Origin of the sequence: Rhabdothermincola salaria (assembly GCF_021246445.1) — a bacterium.
In the GTDB taxonomy this organism is placed as follows: Bacteria; Actinomycetota; Acidimicrobiia; order Acidimicrobiales; family Acidimicrobilacustridaceae; genus Rhabdothermincola_A; species Rhabdothermincola_A salaria.
Genome location: NZ_JAJQXW010000002.1, coordinates 694,741 through 708,698, shown reverse-complemented (window position 1 = coordinate 708,698; position 13,958 = coordinate 694,741). Strand labels below are relative to the sequence as shown.

The following is a 13,958-nucleotide window of genomic DNA, read 5'->3' as shown; positions in this document are numbered from 1 at the left end:
GACGCCGGACGCTACCGCCGCTGGGCTACTCGGTGGGACCGGTCTCGGCCAGCTCCATGGGCGGGGGCTGGAAGCCCTCGACCGCACGGAACACCATCTCCATCTCGCCGGTCTCGGGATCGGGCTCGGCATCGACGATGACGAGCTCCCCGGCCCGGAAGCCCTTGAGGAGCAACCGCTCGGAGAGCGGATCCTCCACGAAGCGCTGGATGGCACGACGCAGGGGCCGGGCGCCGAGGGTGGGGTCGTAGCCCTTCTCGGCGAGGTGCAGCTTGGCCGCTTCGGTGAGCTCCAGCCCGATGCCCTGGGCCTCGAGCTGGGTGGTGACCCGCCTGATCATGAGGTCGACGATGGTGGTGACCTCGGCCTTGGTCAGCTCGTGGAAGACGATGGTGTCGTCGATGCGGTTCAGGAACTCCGGGCGGAAGTGCTGCTTGAGCGCCTCGTTGACCTTCTCCTTCATCTTCTCGTAGCTGATCGCCTCGTCGGACTTGCCGAAGCCGACGTTGGCCTTGCGCAGATCCGCGGTGCCGAGGTTCGAGGTCATGATCAGCACGGTGTTGCGGAAGTCCACCGAGCGGCCCTGGCTGTCGGTGAGCCGGCCTTCCTCGAGGATCTGCAGCAGCGTGTTGAACACGTCGGGGTGGGCCTTTTCGATCTCGTCGAAGAGCACCACCGAGAACGGCTTGCGCCGCACGGCCTCGGTGAGCTGGCCGCCCTCCTCGTAGCCCACGTAGCCGGGGGGCGAACCCACCAGACGGCTGACGGTGTGCTTCTCCATGTACTCGCTCATGTCGAGGGCGATGAGGGAGTTCTCGTCGCCGAAGAGGAACTCGGCGAGCGTCTTGGCCAGCTCGGTCTTCCCGACGCCGGACGGGCCGAGGAAGATGAACGAACCGCTGGGCCGCTTCGGGTCCTTGAGGCCGGCGCGGGTGCGGCGGATGGCCTGGCTGACGGCCTTGATGGCGTCCTCCTGGCCGATGACCCGCTTGTGCAGCTCGTCCTCCATGCGCAGGAGCTTGGCGGTCTCCTCCTCGGTGAGCTTGTACACCGGGATGCCGGTCCAGATGGACAGGACCTCGGCGATGGCCTCCTCGTCGACCTCGTCGAAGAGGTCGATGCCGGCCTCGCGCATCTCGCGTTCCTTGGTCTCCTTCTCGGCGAGGAGCTCCTTCTCGCGATCGCGCAGGCGGCCGGCTTCCTCGAAGCGCTGCGCCTCGACGGCCTCCTTCTTCTCGTTGACCACCTGGGCGATCTGGTTCTCGAGCTCCTTGAAGTCCGGCGGGGTCTCCATGCGCTTGATGCGCAGGCGGGAGCCGGCCTCGTCGATGAGGTCGATGGCCTTGTCGGGCAGGTGGCGATCGGAGATGTAGCGGTCGGCCAGGTTGGCCGCGGCCACGAGGGCCTGGTCGGTGATGGTGACCCGGTGGTGCGACTCGTAGCGGTCGCGCAGCCCCTTGAGGATCTCGATGGTGTGCGCCACCGAGGGCTCCTCGACCTTGATGGGCTGGAAACGACGCTCGAGGGCGGCGTCCTTCTCGAGGTGCTTGCGGTACTCGTCGAGCGTGGTGGCACCGATGGTCTGCAGCTCGCCGCGGGCCAGCATCGGCTTGAGGATGCTGGCCGCGTCGATGGCGCCTTCGGCGGCACCGGCCCCCACCAGGGTGTGGAGCTCGTCGATGAACAAGATGATGTCGCCGCGGGTCTTGATCTCCTTGAGCACCTTCTTGAGGCGCTCCTCGAAATCGCCCCGGTAGCGCGACCCGGCCACGAGCGCACCCAGATCCAGGGTGTAGAGCTGCTTGGCGTGGAGGGTCTCGGGCACCGTGTCGGCGGCGATCGCCTGGGCCAGGCCCTCGACGATGGCGGTCTTGCCGACGCCGGGCTCGCCGATGAGCACCGGGTTGTTCTTGGTGCGCCGGCTGAGGACCTGCATGACCCGCTCGGTCTCGCGGGCCCGACCGATGACCGGGTCGAGCTTCTTCTCACGCGCCAGCTGGGTGAGGTTGCGGCCGAACTGGTCGAGCACCAGCGACCCCGACTGGGTCTGCTCGCCCGAGCCGCCGGCGGTGGCCCCGGCCTTCTCGCCGCCACCACCCTGGGTGCCGGGGCCGGAGTAGCCGGAGAGCAGCTGGATGACCTGCTGGCGCACCCGGGACAGGTCGGCGCCGAGCTTGACCAGGACCTGGGCGGCGACGCCCTCGCCCTCGCGGATCAACCCGAGCAGGATGTGCTCGGTGCCGATGTAGTTGTGGCCCAGCTGCAGGGCCTCACGCAACGACAGCTCGAGGACCTTCTTGGCCCGCGGGGTGAAGGGGATGTGGCCGCTGGGCGACGAGCCGCCCTGGCCGATGATCTCCTCGACCTGGCTGCGCACCGCCTCCAGCGAGATCCCGAGGGACTCGAGGGCCTTGGCGGCCACGCCCTCCCCTTCGTGGATCAGCCCGAGCAGGATGTGCTCGGTGCCGATGTAGTTGTGGTTGAGCAGCCGTGCTTCCTCTTGGGCGAGGACGACCACACGGCGAGCCCGGTCGGTGAAACGTTCGAACACAGAAACTGCCTCCCCTGGGCGGGAATGGCTCCCCCGGAACGGGGGAATCGTGGGTCGAGTCTACCCACCACCCTCCCCATCACCTCTCTCGGGTTCAGTGGTTCGGGCCCGGCCCGCCTATCGTTCACTCGTGGCCGCCGCCTCCCCCCTCCTCGCTCTCCCGGTGCTGCAGGCCGACCTCAGCCGGGTCGAGGACGCCCTGCGCGCCTCGGTGGTGGCCGACGACCCCTTCCTCACCGAGGTCGCCAGCCACCTGATCCTCGCCGGGGGCAAGCGGGTGCGCCCCGCCTTCGCGGTCACGTCGGCCGCGACCGCCACGCCCGAGATCGTCGCCGCCTCCCACGAGGTCCTCCTCGGCGCGGTGTCGGTGGAGCTGGTCCACCTCGGGTCGCTCTACCACGACGACGTCATGGACGACGCCACCACCCGGCGCACCGTCCCGAGCGTCAACGCTCGCTGGGGCAACCTCAAGGCCATCCTCGCCGGCGACTACCTCCTGGCCAAGGCGTCCGAGATCGGCGCCTCGCTCGGCACCGAGGTGGCCGGTCTGCTGGCCGCCACCATCGCCCGGCTCTGCGAGGGCCAGGTGCTCGAGCTGCAGCACGCCTTCGACCTGGGTCGCACCGAGGAGGCCTACCTCTCCTCCATCGACGGCAAGACCGCCTCGCTGCTGGCCACGTCGTGTCGTGTCGGCGGCATCGTCGCCGGCCTCCCCCGCGACCAGATCGAAGCCCTCACGACCTTCGGCCGCAGCTTCGGCATGGCCTTCCAGATCGTGGACGACCTCCTCGACGTCACCGCCACCGATGAGGAGCTGGGCAAGCCCGCCGGCCACGACCTCGTGGAGGGCACCTACACGCTGCCGGTCATCCGCACGCTGGAGGCGGGCGGCGACGCCGCCCAGCACCTCGAGGCACTGCTGGGCCGGCTCCGTCCCATCGACGGCTCGTTCGAACCGGTCGACGATCCCGCCACCCTGGCCGAGGCCCGCGAGCTGTTGCGCGGCGGGCCGGCGGTGCAGGCGTCGCTCGACACCGCCCGGCGCTACGTCGAGGACGGCCAGGTGGCCCTGGCCCCCTACGCCGGCACCGAGGCGGCGGGTGCGTTGCAGGCCGCGGCCGACCACCTCCTCGCCAGCGTCCGCGCCGCCGCCTGAGCCTCCCCGTCGTCGACCGCCCCCGACGACCATCGGGGCGCCGTGGCCCACGCTCGGGATGGACCTCAGTCGTCGGCGGAGACCCGGTCGAGGAAGGTGCGCACGCTCTCGTTGAACCGCCCGGCGGTCTCGAACATGAACCCGTGGGCGGCCCCGGTGATGATCACCAGCTCCGAATCGGGGATCAGGTCGTCGAGCAGCTCGGAGTCGCCGATGGGGGTCAAGATGTCCTGGCTGCCCACCAGCACCAGGGTGGGGGCCTCGATCGAGGTGAGCTCGAAGCGGAGCTTGTCGTCGAGGGCCAAGATGGCGTCGATCTGGGCGGTGAAGGCCTCGGGCGACACCTGCAGGGCCAACGGTCCGAGCACCCCGACCACGGGCCACAGGCGGAAGCGGGACCGCGGGCCCATCAGCCAACGCGCCGCGGTGTCCACCAGCGCCCGCATGCCCTTGGTGCGGGCCACCTCGCCCCACTCGGCCAGCAGCTCGCGACGCCACGGCAGGTGCTGGCACCCGGTGCAGGCCAGGACCAGCGAGCGCACCCGTCGTCGGTGGCGCACCCCCAGGATCTGGGCGATGACCCCGCCCATCGAGGCCCCCATGACGTGGGCCGACTCGATGCCCAGGTCGTCGAGCACGGCCACCGCGTCGTCGGCCATGACCTCGAGGTCGTAGGGCCCGGGGGGGACGTCGCTGCGGCCCACCCCCCGGTTGTCGAAGACGATGCCGCGGTACCGGTCCGAGAGCATGCGGCGCTGCCGCATCCAGCCCCGGCTGTCGGCCCCGAGACCCTGCACCAACAGCACCGGCGGGCCGTCGTCGGGACCGAAGGTGTCGTAGTGGATGCGGGTCCCGTCGTGGGCCGAGACGGTGGGCACGAGCCGAGTGTAGGGACCGGGCTCAGGCGGCCGGGGCCGCGCCACTCGAAGGGGTCGAGGGGCCCGACCTGGTCCAGGCCGTCTCCCCCCATTCGTGCACGTGGCGCACCACGTCGCGGGTGGCGTGCTCGGGCACGACACCGAGGCGGCCCTCGACCCCACCACCGTCCGCCAGGCGCCCCTTGACCAGGAGCTCGATGACATGATCGGGCAGGGGGGCGCTGGAGAGCTCGGTGGTGAGCTTGGCCGCCTGCCACCCCAACCCGCACACGGGGACCGGGACGCGTCCCCCCATGCGCACGGCGTCCCAGGCGCTGACCTCCCCGGCGGCGACCACGTTGACGGGCCCGTCGACGTCGCCGCGGAGGACGGCCGCCACCAGGGCCAGGGCGGCGTCTTCGCGGTGGACCACGCAGAAGGCACCACCACCGAAGGCAGGGACGGGGACCGCCGGGAGGCGCAGGAGACGACCCAGCGGGCTCGGGAAGTGCGGTCCGAGCACCGGCGCGAAGCGCACCAGGGCGGCGGGGACGTCGGCCCGCAGGGCGCCGGTGGCGACGACCCGCTCGGCGTGCAGGAGCGACTGGCCGAACGGCGACGTGGGCGCCGGCGGGGCGGACTCGTCGGGGCGCTCGGGGGCGTGGCGGCCGCGGCCGTACACCTCGATGCCGGAGCGCATCACGATGTGGCGCAGGGACCCGCCCTCGCGGGCGGCGTCGACCGCGGCCACGGTGCCGGCCGCGGTGCGGGCCGTGGCCGAACGGGGGCTGGAGCGGGCGTTGGGCTCGTAGACCCCCATGTGCAGGAGGACCTCGGGTTCGAACGCGGCCAGCACCTCGACCATGCGGGACCGGTTGCGCGGGTCGACCCGGTGGAAGTGGCTGCGCTCGAGGTGGCGGCGCGGGGGCTCGACGTCGACCCCGACGATCTCGGTGATCTCGTCGTGGGTCTCGAGCAGGGTGGCCACGCGGGTGCCCAGCTCTCCTCCCATGCCGGTGATGGCGACCCTCATGGCGACCTCTACAGGTTCTTCTCGTACACCAGGCGCAGACCGTGCAGGGTGAGCCAGGGCTCAGTGTGCTGGATGCGCTCGGAGTGGGGGGTGATGAGCTCGGCCAGGCCCCCGGTGGCGACGACCGTGCACGGCCCGAGCTCGTCCTCGATGCGGGCGCAGAGCCCGTCGACCTGGGCCGCGAACCCGAACACGGCGCCCGACTGGATGGACTCGACGGTGGACTTGCCGAGCACGGTGCGGGGCGCCTTGAGCTCCACCGCCCGCAGGGCGGCCGCCCGGCCGACGAGGGCGTCCATGGAGATCTCGATGCCCGGGGCGATGGCGCCACCGAGGTACTCGCCGTTGGCCGACACCGCGTCGCAGGTGGTGGCGGTGCCGAAGTCGGCCACGATGGTCGGGCCCCCGTACATGGCGTAGGCGGCCACCGCGTTGGCGATGCGATCGGCGCCCACCTCCTTGGGGTTCTCGTAGACGATGGCGATGCCGGTGCGAACACCCGGCTCGATGACGACGGGGTCGAAGTCGAGGTGGCGGGCGGCGAGGTCGCGGATGGCGGCGGTGACCCGGGGCACGCCGGACGAGACGGCGATGCCCTCGATGTCGGCGAACGAGGCCCGCCGCAGGGCGAGGAAGCCCTGGAGCAGCACGGCCATCTCGTCGGAGGTGCGGGTGGATGCCGTGGAGATGCGCCAGTGGTCGAGGAGGCCGTCGTCGGGCTGGCGGTCGTCGGCGACGGGCTCGCCGTCGTGCTCGTAGAGACCGACCACGGTCTGGGTGTTGCCGGCATCCACGACGAGCAGCACGGGCGTCCTTTCGGCGACGGGTCAGGCGGGGTCGAGGTCGAGGCCGATGTCGAGCACCGGCGCGGCGTTGGTGAGCCCGCCCACGGAGATGCAGTCGACGCCGGTCGCGGCGTAGGAAGCGACGGTGTCGAGGGTGACCCCGCCGGAGACCTCGAGCAGGGGCCGCCGGGGGGCGCCGGCCGCTTCGGCCACGCAGGCGCGCACCTCGTCGGGGGTCATGTTGTCGAGGAGCAGCGCGTCGGCCCCGGCGCCGAGGGCCTCGCGCACCTGGTCGAGGCGATCGCACTCGACGTGCACGGTGCGCGCCGGCCACATGGCCCGGGCCCGGCCGACGGCCTCGACGATGCCGAACAGGGCGATGTGGTTGTCCTTCAACAGGATCCAGTCCGACAGGTTCCCGCGGTGGTTGGCCCCGCCTCCGGCGCGCACGGCGGCCTTCTCGAGGCTGCGCAGGCCGGGTGTGGTCTTGCGGGTGTCCCAGATGCGGGCGTGGCCCCCTCCGGCCGCGGCGGCATCGACGAAGGCCCGGGTGCGGGTGGCGATGCCGGACAGGTGGCCCAGGAAGTTGAGGGCGGTGCGCTCGGCGGTGAGGATCGGCGCCAGTGGGCCGGTCACCGTGGCCAGCACCGCGCCGGGCTCGACCGCGTCGCCGTCGTCGACCTGCCAGCTGAGCGCCACCTGGTCGTCGACGGCGGCGAAGGTCTCGTCGGCGCAGGCCCGGCCGGCCACGACGCCGGGTTGGCGGGCCACGAAGGCCGCCTCGGCGACGAGGTCCTCGGGCAGCAACGCCGAGGTGAGGTCGCCCAGGGGGGTGAGGTCCTCGGCCAGGGCGCGAGCCACGGCGTCGACGACGGCCCCGCGGGGTGGCTGCACGGCCCTGGTCATCTGCTCAGCCTGCCTCGCCGGACGGCCCGGCGGGTAATCCCCCGCCGAGCACCAGCCGCCGCCGGAAGGCGGGGTCGGCGGCGGGGTGGTCGCTGCGGGTGTGGGCACCCCGGCTCTCGAGGCGGGCCTCGGCCGCGTCGAGCAGGGCGGCGGCGTTGACGGCCAGGTTGGCCAGCTCCCAGGTCGACGGGTCGGCGCCCCTCGCCGCCACGGCGGTGACCTCGGCCACGACCAGGTCGGTGTCGGCCAGGGAATCGGCGGAGCGCAGCACCCCGGCGCCCGTGGTCATCGCCCGCTGCAGGCGATCGCGGGCCGCGGCCACCTCGGCGGGCGACGGGGCGTCGCCGGACGCCACCCGGGGGAGGCGACCGGGTGGGGTCCAGTCCCGCAGGACGCTGGCCCCGATGGCGTCGGGACCGGTCGTCTCGAGCACACCCCGCATGGCGCCCGTCGCCCGGGGCCCGTCGACCCCCCGTTCGACCGCCTCGACGACCCGGGCGCCGAACACCATCCCCTCCAACAACGAGTTGGACGCGAGCCGGTTGGCGCCGTGCACCCCCGAGCAGGCCGCTTCGCCCGCCGACCACAGGCCGGGGAGGCTCGACGCACCGTCGAGATCGGTGACGATGCCCCCGCACAGGTAGTGCGCCGCCGGGGCGATGGGGAGCCAGTCGACGGTGGGGTCGAGGCCGGCCTCGGCCAACGACGTCATGATCGTGGGGAACCGGGCGGCGAAGTCCTCGAGGCCGGTGGCGTCGAGCCAGCAGTGGTCGACGCCGAGGTCGAGCATGCGCCGGGTCATCGCCCGCGACACCTCGTCGCGAGGCAGCAGCTCGTCGACGAACCGCGCGCCGGTCGTGTCGCGCAGCAGGGCCCCGTGACCCCGCAGGGCTTCGCTCAGCAGCGGTCGGGGCATGCGCGGGTGGTGCAGGGCGGTGGGGTGGAACTGCACGAACTCCACGTCGGCCACTGCGACGCCGGCGCGCAGGGCCATGGCGACGCCGTCGCCCGTGGCCTCGAGGGGGTTGGTGGTCACCGAGAAGACCTGACCGGCTCCCCCGGTGGCCAACAGCACGTGGCGGGCCCTCACGTCGACCGTGCGGCCGTCGGCGGTGACCGCCCGCACCCCGGCCGCGCGGCCGCCGTCGATCAACAGGTCGAGGGCGAAGGCGTGCTCGTGCACCGCGGCGGCCGTGCGCTGCACGGCCTCCACCAGCGCCCGCTCGATCTCGGCGCCGGTGGCGGCTCCACCGGCGTGCACGATGCGGGGCAGGGTGTGCCCGCCCTCGCGGGCCAGCTGCAGCTCCCCGTGGGCGTCGCGGTCGAACATGGCGCCCAGGGCGATGAGGTCCTGCACCCGTCCGGGGCCTTCGTCGACGAGCACCCGCACCGCCTCGACCTCGCACAGGCCGGCGCCGGCGGAGAGGGTGTCGGCGAGGTGCAGGTCGGTGGAGTCGGGGTCCTCGGCCAGCACGGCGGCCACGCCGCCCTGGGCCCAGCGGGTGGTCGACTGCTCGAGCTCGCCCTTGGTGAGCACACCCACCCGGAGCCCGTGGATGTCGGCTGCCCGCACGGCGGCCGACAGGCCGGCCACGCCAGAGCCGACGACGAGCAGATCGACCTCGCGGAGCGTCTCGTCGCCGTCGTCGCTCACCGGGAGCACGCCCCCGGCCGGGGTGTCGACCGGTGCATGGGTGTGGAGCGGGCCGTCAGGCCCGCACACCGACCTCGAGGGCGGCGAGCTCCACGGCCGCGTCCTCGTCGACCGGACGGTTCGACGAGTCGACGTGCACGACACGGGGCTCATAGGCGTCGAGCTCGGCGTCGGCGTAGTCGGCGTAGGTGATCACGATGATGCGGTCGCCCGGCTGCACGAGGCGGGCGGCGGCACCGTTGAGGCACACGTCGCCGGAACCGCCGGGGATGGCGTAGGTCTCGAAGCGGGCGCCGTTGTCGATGTCGACGACGTGGACCTGTTCCCACTCCTTGATGTCGGCCAGCTCCATGAGGCGGGTGTCGAGGGTGATCGACCCGACGTAGTGCAGGTTGGCGTCGGTCACGCGCGCCCGGTGGATCTTGGACTTCATCATGCGGCGGTTCACTGGAGCTCCTGGAGGTCTCGACGCCGGTTGCGGTCGCCGTACGGGGGGAGGAGAAACACGGCCGTCAGGGGACGGTCACACCCACGTTATCGAGCAGGCGCGTCGATCCGAAAGCGGCCGCCACCAACAACCGGATCTCGGCGTCTCGCGCCAGGGCCCGCAGCGGCTCGAGCGTGGCCGCGTCGACCACCGTGGCGTAGTCGAGCCGGGCGAGGGGCTCGTCGCCGATGATCTCGGCCATGTGGGCGGCCACCGCCTCCCCGTCGTGCTCGCCGACCGCGATCATGGTGGCTCCGGCCCGCAGCGCCCGGTGCAGCACGCCGGCCGCCTCGCGCTGCTCCCCCGACAGGTGGACGTTGCGGCTCGACAGGGCCAAGCCGTCCGGCTCGCGCACGATGGGGCACCCGACCACCGTCACCGGTTGGTCGAGGTCGGCCACCATGCGGCCCACCACCGCCAGCTGCTGGTAGTCCTTCTCGCCGAAGTAGGCGTGGCAGGGCCCGACCAGGTTGAACAGCTTGGTGACCACGGTGCAGACGCCGTCGAAGTGGGTGGGCCGGGCCGCCCCTTCCATGGTGGAGGTGAGGGCGGCGACGTGCACGGCGGTGAAGACGGACCCCGGGTACATCTCCTGAGGGGACGGCGTGAAGACCACGTCGACCCCGGCCGTCTCGGCCAGCTCCAGGTCGCGCTGGCGCGGCCGCGGATAGGACTCGAGGTCCTCGTCGGCCCCGAACTGCAACGGGTTCACGAAGATGCTGAGCACGACGACGTCGCAGTCGGCCGTCGCGGCCCCGACGAGCGACAGGTGCCCCTCGTGGAGCGCTCCCATGGTGGGGACGAACCCGACGCTGCGGCCGGCCATCCGCACGGCATCGAGATGGTGCCGCAACTCGTCCTTGGTGCTCACCAGCTGCATCGGGCCACTCTCCCCCGACGACGACCGACGGTCCAGTTGGTGCGAGCGGTCACGGGCGGGACGCGTCGTCGTCACGGGCGTCGACCAACCGACGCACGGCACGCACCATGGCGTCGTAGGCCTCGAGCTCGTCGGGGGCGAGGGCGGCCCGGTGGCGCTCGATGGTGGCCCAGTCGCCTCGAGCGGCCGGGCCGGTGAGCGCGCCCGCCGGACCCAACTCGGCCACGTTGTCGACGGTGGCCCGCACGAGGTCGAGATAGGCCGCGAGGGGCACCCCGGCACCGGCGCCGACCCGTTCGACCTGTCCGAGCAGCGCGACCAGATGGTTGGAGGCGATGGCGGCGGCGGCGTGGTAGGCGGCCCGGGCGTCGTCGTCCACCCGGAACGATCTGCCGCCGAGGTCGGCCGCCGCCCGCTCGACCAGGGCGAGCGCGCCCGGCGGGTCTCCGGCGACCGCGAACCAGGCCCCGGCCGCCAGGCGTCGCGCTCCGAGCGCGGCGTCGGGCAGGGCGACGAGGGGGTGCAGCGCGCCCCGCCGGGGGTGCGCGCCCAGCACGTCGAGGCCTCGCGATCCGGCCAGGTGGACGACCACGGTCTCCGGCTCGGGCGCCACCGCGGCGGCGACCTCGTCGATCAGGGCATCGGGGGTGGCCACCACCAGCAGGTCGACGCCGCTCGCGGCCGTCGTCACGTCGTCCCCCCGTCGCCGGGCCGGCAGGACCTGCCAGCCCGCCGCCCCCAGCGCCACCTCGAGCGCACCACCCGCTCGGCCCGGGCCGATGACGCGCAGCGACGGCACCGTCGCCTCAGGCGGGGGCGGTGTCGAGGCCGCCGACCAGCTCCACGCGACCCTCGGCCCGGTCGGTCCAGTCCGCGCCGGCGACGTCGGGAGCGATGTCGGCCAACGGGGCCATGACGAAACGACGGCGACGCATCCGGGGGTGCGGGATCTGCAGGTCCGGCTCGTCGATCTCGACGCCTTCGATCCAGAGGATGTCGACGTCGAGGGTGCGCGGGCCCCACCGCTCGACCCGCACCCGATCGGCGGCGGACTCCAGCCGGTGACAGACGCCGAGGAGCTCTCGGGGGCTGAGCGCGGTGTCGAGCTCGACCACCAGGTTCAGGTAGGGCTGCTGTCCGCCCGGGCCGCCCATCGGCTCCGTGCGGTACACCGGCGAGACGGCCACCACGCCGGTCAGCGACCCCACCGCCTCTCGCAGCAGGGCCCACTGCTCTCCGAGGTTCGACCCGAGGCCGAGGAAGGCGCGTGCCATCTATCGACCCCGTGTGATGCGCACACCGGAGGTGGCCATCACCTGGGGGACCGGGGGGCGTTGCTTGCGCACGCTGACCGTGACCTCGAGGGCCCGCAGATCGGCGAGCACGACCTCGGCCAGGCGCTGGGCCAGGCGTTCGAGGAGAGTGAACTCCTCGCCGGTGATCACCGACTCGACGGCGGCGGCCAGGGCCCCGTAGTCGAGGGTGTCGTCCAACTCGTCGGACGCTCCGGCGGCGGCCAGGTCGGCCACCACGTCGAGGTCGACCTCGAGGGGCTGGCGGCGCTGCTTCTCCTCGGGAAGGGCGCCGCAGATGCCGCTGGCCACGAGGCCGCGCAGCTCGATGCGATCAGTGGGGGCCATCATGTCCTTCGCAGAGGTGCGCGTGTCGTCACCCGGGGGGAGCGGGCAGCGTACCGGCCACCGCGACCAGCTCACGACCGACGGGCCCGAGCTGGCGGCTGGTGAGGCGCTCGACGACGGTGACGGTGGCGGGCGCGGTGTCGAGCAGCCCCGTCCACAGCAGGTACCCGGCGATCAGCCCGCAGACCTTGTCGCCCAGCTCGTCGCCGTGGACGAGCACCTTGGCCCCGGCCGCGAGCAGGCCCTGGACCTCGGTGAAGAGCCGGCGCTCGTAGCCCGCCAGGTCCTCGTCGTCGTAGGGCCGATGCCGCCACACGACGCCGAGCTCGTCGTAGTTGTGCAGGTTGTGGGGGGCGCCGATGGTGGAGATCACGACGGTGAACCCCTGCTCACGGACCCAGATGATCTCTTCCTGGCGGCGCACCTTGCGATGGTTCGCGCCGTAGCCGCCGGGCCGCTCGCAGATGGCGAGACGGTCGGCGATCACCCAGTGGAAGTTACGAGGGCGGATGCCCTGGGCCCATTTGCCCTTGCTGGCCACCCGGTCATGCTGCCACGACTCGGGCCGCCTGGACGGCGGCGCTCACGTCGTGGGCTCGGACCATGCGCGCGCCACGATGCATGCACCACACCTCGGTGGCCAGCGATCCGGCCAGCCGATCGTCCGGCGGGACGATCTCGTCGACCCCGTCGGAGGCGGCCAACAGCCGCCCGATGGTGGCCTTGCGGCTGGTGCCCACGAGCACCGGCCAGCCGAGGGCCACGACGTCGTCGAGGTGGGCCATCAAGGTGAGGTTGTGCTCGGCGGTCTTGCCGAAGCCGAACCCGGGATCGACCCAGACCTCGTCGATGCCGGCCTTCGCCGCCTGGCGAGCCTGTGCCTCGAGGAAGGCGCACACCTCACCGACGACGTCGTCGTAGAGGGGCTCCTGTTGCATGGTGCCGGGCTCGCCGAGCATGTGCATGGCCACCCAACCCACACCGCAGTCGGCCGCGACAGGCCACAGCGAGGCAGACACGTCGTTGACCAGGGTGGCACCGGCGGCCACCGCCGCCCGGGCCACCTCGGGCTTGCGGGTGTCGATGCTGACCCGTCCGTGCTCGCTGAGGGCCTCGACGACCGGCAGGACCCGGCGCAGCTCCTCGGCGGCGTCGACCGGAGACGCCCCCGGGCGGGTGCTCTCGCCGCCGACGTCGATCACCGATGCCCCTTCGGCCAACAGCGCCCGACCGTGGGCCACGGCCGCCTGGGCATCGAGGAAGAGGCCGCCGTCGCTGAAGGAGTCGGGCGTGACGTTGACGATGCCCATCACCTGGGGGATCACGGCGAGCGGTCAGCTGCGTTCGATGTAGCGCATGGCCTCGAAGCGGGTGGCCGTGCTGTCGCGGAACAACCCCCGGACCGCCGAGGTCACGGTGGACGAACCCGGCTTCTTCACGCCGCGCATCGACATGCACAGGTGCTCGGCCTCGACCACGACCAGCACGCCCCGCGGTTGCAGGGTGCGCTCGATCTCGTCGGCGATCTGGGCGGTGAGTCGCTCCTGCACCTGCGGTCGCTTGGCGTAGGCGTCGACCAGACGAGCCAGCTTGGACAGACCGGTGACCCGCCCGTCCTCATTGGGGATGTAGGCCACGTGGGCCTTGCCGATGAAGGGCACCAGGTGGTGCTCGCACATCGAGGTGAGGGCGATGTCGCGGACCATCACCATCTCGTCGTGCTCGGCCTCGAACACCACCTTGAGGTGCGAGTCCGGCTCTTCGCGGAGGCCGGCGAAGACCTCGCTGTACATGCGAGCGACGCGACCCGGCGTGTTCTGGAGGCCGTCGCGGTCGGGGTCCTCGCCGATGGCGAGGAGGATCTCGCGGACAGCTGCCTCGATGCGGGGGAGGTCCACGGGGGGCAGTGTCTCATGGGGCGGGCGGTCGGGGACCGGTCGAGACGGCCGGACCAGCTCGGGTTCGTCGAAGGGGGGCACGCCGGACGACGCTAGATCCTCGGACAAGGC

General features: G+C 72.4%; 15 protein-coding genes. 1 reads left to right on the top strand and 14 read right to left on the bottom strand.

Annotation, left to right across the window (positions count from 1 at the left end):
* Positions 1-25 precede the first annotated feature (25 nt).
* On the bottom strand, positions 26-2,551 hold the full coding sequence (locus LUW87_RS19310) for an ATP-dependent Clp protease ATP-binding subunit (protein WP_232671505.1): 2,526 nt from the start codon (positions 2,549-2,551) through the stop codon (positions 26-28).
* A 130-nt stretch (positions 2,552-2,681) separates the two neighbouring features.
* Between LUW87_RS19310 and LUW87_RS12490 the strand changes: the two genes are divergently transcribed.
* The gene (locus tag LUW87_RS12490; protein ID WP_232671504.1) at positions 2,682-3,707 is read left to right on the top strand and encodes a polyprenyl synthetase family protein; all 1,026 of its coding nucleotides are present in this window, start codon (positions 2,682-2,684) and stop codon (positions 3,705-3,707) included.
* Between the two features lie 65 nt (positions 3,708-3,772).
* On the opposite strand, the gene LUW87_RS12485 is transcribed toward LUW87_RS12490, so the two are convergent.
* From LUW87_RS12485 to folE, 13 genes are all read right to left on the bottom strand, one after another.
* Entirely contained in the window at positions 3,773-4,585 is an 813-nt protein-coding gene (locus LUW87_RS12485; protein ID WP_232671503.1) for an alpha/beta fold hydrolase, read from the bottom strand.
* 22 nt (positions 4,586-4,607) lie between these two features.
* Positions 4,608-5,597 carry an NAD-dependent epimerase/dehydratase family protein gene (locus tag LUW87_RS12480; protein WP_232671502.1) on the bottom strand — a complete coding sequence of 330 codons (990 nt, stop codon included), beginning with the start codon at positions 5,595-5,597 and terminating at the stop codon, positions 4,608-4,610.
* A gap of 8 nt (positions 5,598-5,605) precedes the next feature.
* Positions 5,606-6,403, bottom strand: coding sequence for a type III pantothenate kinase (locus LUW87_RS12475; protein WP_232671501.1), 798 nt, complete (start codon positions 6,401-6,403; stop codon positions 5,606-5,608).
* 21 nt (positions 6,404-6,424) lie between these two features.
* Positions 6,425-7,288: a carboxylating nicotinate-nucleotide diphosphorylase gene (gene nadC, locus LUW87_RS12470; protein ID WP_232671500.1), complete on the bottom strand. Its 864-nt coding sequence runs from the start codon at positions 7,286-7,288 to the stop codon at positions 6,425-6,427.
* Positions 7,289-7,292: 4 nt separating this feature from the next.
* Positions 7,293-8,942: an L-aspartate oxidase gene (locus LUW87_RS12465; protein WP_232671499.1), complete on the bottom strand. Its 1,650-nt coding sequence runs from the start codon at positions 8,940-8,942 to the stop codon at positions 7,293-7,295.
* Between the two features lie 55 nt (positions 8,943-8,997).
* Positions 8,998-9,390 carry an aspartate 1-decarboxylase gene (gene panD, locus LUW87_RS12460; protein WP_232671498.1) on the bottom strand — a complete coding sequence of 131 codons (393 nt, stop codon included), beginning with the start codon at positions 9,388-9,390 and terminating at the stop codon, positions 8,998-9,000.
* A 64-nt stretch (positions 9,391-9,454) separates the two neighbouring features.
* A complete protein-coding gene (gene panC, locus LUW87_RS12455; protein ID WP_232671497.1) occupies positions 9,455-10,309 on the bottom strand; it encodes a pantoate--beta-alanine ligase in 855 nt (284 codons plus the stop codon).
* 49 nt (positions 10,310-10,358) lie between these two features.
* Positions 10,359-11,108 carry a DUF2520 domain-containing protein gene (locus LUW87_RS12450; RefSeq protein WP_232671496.1) on the bottom strand — a complete coding sequence of 250 codons (750 nt, stop codon included), beginning with the start codon at positions 11,106-11,108 and terminating at the stop codon, positions 10,359-10,361.
* 7 nt (positions 11,109-11,115) lie between these two features.
* On the bottom strand, positions 11,116-11,583 hold the full coding sequence (folK, locus tag LUW87_RS12445; protein ID WP_232671495.1) for a 2-amino-4-hydroxy-6-hydroxymethyldihydropteridine diphosphokinase: 468 nt from the start codon (positions 11,581-11,583) through the stop codon (positions 11,116-11,118).
* Positions 11,584-11,949, bottom strand: a complete 366-nt coding sequence (folB, locus tag LUW87_RS12440; RefSeq protein ID WP_232671494.1) for a dihydroneopterin aldolase — start codon at positions 11,947-11,949, stop codon at positions 11,584-11,586.
* Between the two features lie 28 nt (positions 11,950-11,977).
* Positions 11,978-12,490, bottom strand: coding sequence for a protein-tyrosine phosphatase family protein (locus tag LUW87_RS12435; RefSeq protein WP_232671493.1), 513 nt, complete (start codon positions 12,488-12,490; stop codon positions 11,978-11,980).
* A gap of 4 nt (positions 12,491-12,494) precedes the next feature.
* The gene (folP, locus tag LUW87_RS12430; protein WP_232671492.1) at positions 12,495-13,274 is read right to left on the bottom strand and encodes a dihydropteroate synthase; all 780 of its coding nucleotides are present in this window, start codon (positions 13,272-13,274) and stop codon (positions 12,495-12,497) included.
* A 9-nt stretch (positions 13,275-13,283) separates the two neighbouring features.
* Entirely contained in the window at positions 13,284-13,904 is a 621-nt protein-coding gene (gene folE, locus LUW87_RS12425) for a GTP cyclohydrolase I FolE (RefSeq protein ID WP_346742560.1), read from the bottom strand.
* Positions 13,905-13,958: the final 54 nt, after the last annotated feature.

Bases quoted from the DNA above. Each gene is read 5' to 3' on its own strand.
- LUW87_RS12480 (WP_232671502.1), bottom strand. From the start codon at position 5,597: ATGAGGGTCGCCATCACCGGCATGGGAGGAGAGCTGGGCACCCGCGTG.
- nadC (WP_232671500.1), bottom strand. From the start codon at position 7,288: ATGACCAGGGCCGTGCAGCCACCCCGCGGGGCCGTCGTCGACGCCGTG.
- panC (WP_232671497.1), bottom strand. From the start codon at position 10,309: ATGCAGCTGGTGAGCACCAAGGACGAGTTGCGGCACCATCTCGATGCC.
- folK (WP_232671495.1), bottom strand. From the start codon at position 11,583: ATGGCACGCGCCTTCCTCGGCCTCGGGTCGAACCTCGGAGAGCAGTGG.
- folB (WP_232671494.1), bottom strand. From the start codon at position 11,949: ATGGCCCCCACTGATCGCATCGAGCTGCGCGGCCTCGTGGCCAGCGGC.